This is a genomic window from Protofrankia sp. CiP1_Cm_nod3 (assembly GCF_982290655.1).
The window spans coordinates 1-3,322 of sequence record NZ_CEVIVD010000102.1 but is presented as its reverse complement, the minus strand read 5'-3'; the positions used below and the strand labels follow the sequence as shown (position 1 = coordinate 3,322).

The window sequence follows — 3,322 nt, the reverse complement described above, 5'->3', positions numbered from 1 at the left end:
GGCGGCGCCCGTGACGGCGGCGCCCGTGACGGCGGCGCCCATGACGGTGGCGGTGCCCGCCCGGCCCACGGCATCCGTGAGGAACGCGGCGCCCGCGGGAGCCGCCGCGTCGGTGGGGAGCACGATGCCCGTGAGGGTCACGAGGCGGCACCGGCACGCAGTTCCAGGACCGACCGGCCCTGGGAGCGCAGGCCGGCGGCGGCTGCCCGCACGCTTTCCGCGGTCACCGCCCCCACCACCGCGGGCAGCTCGTTGATCAGTTCGGGCCGGCCGCGGTGCAGCTCGAAGGTGGCCAGGGCCAGCGCGCGCCCGAGCGCGTCGTCGGCCTCGCGCAGCAGGCCGGAGGCGATCCGCGCCTGTATCCGGGCGAGCTCGCCGGGCTGGAGGCCGTCGGTGGCGACGCGGTCGAGCTCCTCGTCCACCGCGGCGAGGACCGCATCGGGCGTCGACTCCGCGGGATGCCGGGCCTCCAGGGTGAGCAGCAGCGGATCCCGCTGGTCGAACGGGTCCCCGAAGGTGCCGAGATAGGTGCTCACGCCGATCACCGACCGGTCCTTCTGGACGAGCCTGCGCTCCAGCCGGCTGGCGTCGCCGGCGGACAGGACGTGGGTGAGCACGTCGTAGGCCAGGAAGGTCGGTAGATCGGCCAGAGGATCGGGGACGCGGTAGCCGACGGCGAGCGCCGGGCGGGGCGCGAGCGGGTCGGTGAGGACCGAGCGCCGTTCCTCGGCGCGCACCGGCTCGGCGAAACTCGGGCGGACGGGCACCGGCCGGGCCGGGATGTCGTCGAAGTAGCGATGGACCAGCCGCAGGGCGTCGTCGACATCGAAGTCACCGACCACCGTCAGGACGGCGTTGCCCGGCGCGTAGTACTTGTCGAAGAAGTCCGCGGCGTCGTCGAGGCTCGCCGCCTCAAGCTCGTGGAAGTCACCGTAGCCATTGTGGGCGTTGGGGAACGTGTCGAAGGCGACCGGCGGGAGCGTGATCCAGGGAAACCCGCCGTAGGGCCGGTTCAGCACGTTCACCCGAATCTCCTCCTGGACCACCGCGATCTGGTTGTCCAGGTTCTCCCGCGTGATCCGGGGCGCGCGCATCCGGTCGGCCTCGAGGAACAGCGCGCGTTCCAGCCCGCCGGAGGGCAGCAGCTCGTAGTAGTCGGTGTGGTCCGGATGCGTGGATCCGTTGAATATGCCCCCGGCGGCCTGCACATACTTCGCGTGCTCGGCCTTTCCGACATTTTCACTGCCCTGGAACATGAGATGTTCAAACAGGTGCGCGAAGCCGGTCCGCCCCTCCGGCTCGGAGCGGAATCCCACGTCATAGTGGACAGCCACGGCGACAACGGGCGCCGTGCGATCCGGAGCCAGCACGACGCGCAGCCCGTTCGCCAGGGAGGTCTTCTCCACCGGGTAGGAGGGCGCCGGCAACAGGACGGCGGTCGTATTCGTCTCGGTACGAGGGGGCACGGTTGGCAACGCTACTGCGGCCGGGCCTGTCATGGTCCGGGTACTCGATGATCCGCGCCACAGGGCCGCCGGTTGCCCGCTCCACGGCCATCGCGCTCCCGGATTGATCCCGCCTTTCCGGCGAATCCGGCCAGGGCCTCGCCGTGAGCCCCGCCGGGGTTCTCAGCGGGTTCCCGCCGCGTCCCGGCGGCGCCTCTCGTCAGGATCCCAGCAGGACCCCGACAGGGCCCCACGGTCATCGCCGGGCCGTTCGTCGCATCGCCACCGATGAGGCGGGGTTATGCTCACCGGAGCACTTCGACGACCCGGGGCCCGTCCGAAGCGGGGTGCAAGCCGTGAAAACTGTTCCAGACGGACAGTTGCCATCCACTCTGTCTACTGATCTCGCTGACATCCTGCGATTTGAGCTGGCGACCCTCAGCGATGATCTGATCGCGGCCATCGCGCGTGAGGTGCCGCCGTACGCGCGCCCGCTGGAGGGCTCGTTCGGCCGCGGCGTGCGGCAGGGGGTCGAAGAGGCGCTGCTGCGTTTCCTCACCGTGGTCGGCGCCGACTCCGGCGGACCGCCCGATCTCGCGGCCAGCCGTGAGGTCTACGTCCGGCTGGGACGCGGCGAGTTCCGCTCCGGGCGCTCGCTGGACACCCTTCTCGGCGCCTACCGGGTGGGCGCCCGGGTCGCCTGGCGGCGGCTCGCCGAGGCGGCGCGGCGCGGCGGGCTGGACGCCGCCGGGCTGGTCTCGCTGGCCGAAACGATGTTCGCCTACATCGACCGGATCTCCGCCGCCAGCGCCGAGGGCTACGCCCAGGAGCAGTCCGAGGCGGCCAGCGAACGCGGCCGTCTGTGGGACCGGCTCGGCGAGCTGATGCTGTCCGGGGGAAGCCCCGCAACGATCGAGCAGGTCGCCCGGGCGGCCCGCTACCGGCTGCCCGACGTCGTGGCCGCCGTTCTCCTCCCCGGCTCCGCGGGCAGCGGCCGCGTCGTCGACGGAGCCGACGGAGCCGACGGGGCCGACCGAGCCGGTGCCGTCAGCCCCGCTCGGGGCGACGGCGGGAGCGACGCCGAGCGGGCCCGCGGAGCCGTTGACGCGGCTCGCGGCGACGACGGGTCCCGCTGGGCCGACACGACTGACACCCTCGGCACGACTCGCGGCAACGACACGACTCATGACGCTGCCGCGACTCGCGGCGGCGACACGACTCGCGGCGGCGACACGACTCGCGGCGGCGACAGAGCCGACGATGCCGGGGGTGTGGGCGGGCCGGCCCACGATCGTGTCGACCGCCGGGTGGACCACTGCCTCCCCCACCTGGTGCTGCCGCCAGAGACACCTCGCACCATCCAGGGCAAGGACACCTGGGTGTTCGTCACCGACCCGGTCGGGCCCGGGCGGCGGGGCTGGCTCGAGCGGACGCTGGCCGGTCTCGACGCGATCGTCGGCCCGGCCGTCCCGTGGCGGGACGCGTCCGCCAGCGCGGCGCGGGCGGCGTTCGCGCGCAGGGCCCGGGACAGCGGAACGCTGCCGGGCGTACCCGTCAGCCCTGGCGGGGTGCTGTTCACCGACGACCATCTCGCCGGGCTGCTGTTCGCCCGGGATCCGCAGCTGCTCGCCGACCTCGCCCGCCGCCGGCTCGCCCCGCTGGACGGGCTGCCCGCCCGGGCCCGTACCCGGCTGGCGCAGACACTGCTGCTGTGGCTGCGGCTACGGGGACAGCGCGCCCTGATCGCCGCCGAGCTCCAGGTGCACCCGCAGACGGTCCGCTACCGGCTCGGCCAGTTGCGCGCCCTGTTCGGGGAGATCCTGGACGACCCGGACGCCCGCTTCGAGCTCGAGCTCGTCCTGCGCGCCGGTCTGACC

Annotated in this window: 2 protein-coding genes; one reads left to right on the top strand and one right to left on the bottom strand. The window is 73.3% G+C overall.

What is annotated here, in order from left to right:
- Positions 1 to 137: 137 nt before the first annotated feature.
- On the bottom strand, positions 138 to 1,499 hold the full coding sequence (locus tag AC5LUJ_RS17495) for a M16 family metallopeptidase (RefSeq protein WP_250285783.1): 1,362 nt from the start codon (positions 1,497 to 1,499) through the stop codon (positions 138 to 140).
- 326 nt (positions 1,500 to 1,825) lie between these two features.
- Here AC5LUJ_RS17495 and AC5LUJ_RS17490 point away from each other — a divergent pair.
- A partial coding sequence (locus AC5LUJ_RS17490; RefSeq protein WP_493465303.1) for a PucR-like N-terminal domain-containing protein occupies positions 1,826 to 3,322 on the top strand: 1,497 nt, incomplete at its 3' end.

What these genes read in the sequence shown, in the direction of transcription:
- AC5LUJ_RS17495 (WP_250285783.1), bottom strand. Translation starts at nt 1,499, where the DNA reads ATGACAGGCCCGGCCGCAGTAGCGTTGCCAACCGTGCCCCCTCGTACC.